The sequence below is a fragment of the Nocardia noduli genome (genome assembly GCF_019038455.1).
GTDB lineage: Bacteria > Actinomycetota > Actinomycetes > Mycobacteriales > Mycobacteriaceae > Nocardia > Nocardia noduli.
Genome location: NZ_JAFMPL010000284.1, coordinates 1 through 436 on the forward strand (window position 1 = coordinate 1; position 436 = coordinate 436).

General features: G+C 70.2%; 1 protein-coding gene. It reads right to left on the reverse strand.

The window, feature by feature from the left end:
• On the reverse strand, positions 1-253 hold a 253-nt coding region (locus JZ792_RS41400), incomplete at its 3' end, for a hypothetical protein (RefSeq protein WP_216918449.1).
• Positions 254-436: the final 183 nt, after the last annotated feature.

A 436-nucleotide genomic window follows, 5' to 3' on the forward strand; every position in this document is an offset into this window, starting at 1 on the left:
AGTGGGTGCCGTCGCCGTGGCCGTGGGCGTAGACGACGTGCATCTTGTTGTCGGGGGGATCGGTGTCGGTCGGTGCTTGGCGTGGCAGGCCGTTGCTGACCAGGTAGATCCCGTTGTCCTTGACCCAGATCAGCGACGGCGAGGCCACGCCGGATTCGTCGAAAGGCGGCAGCGAGTGGTCGGTGGCGGCCATGGCGTGCTCGGCGAGGCCGAGCACGTCGGTGCGGGGGAACCACAGCGAGACAGCGGTCATCGGGGCGGGGTGTCCTTCCTGGTGGGGTCGGCTGTTGGTTGGGCGGGCTGCTGGACCAGGGCGCGCCAGACGCGTGCACGGCTATCGGCGCAGGTATCGGGGGCGGGAGCGGGAGTAGCGCAGGCCGTTGGCGATGGTGCGGTCGGCCTCGCCGGTGGTGAAGCCCTCGACCCCGACATGGAC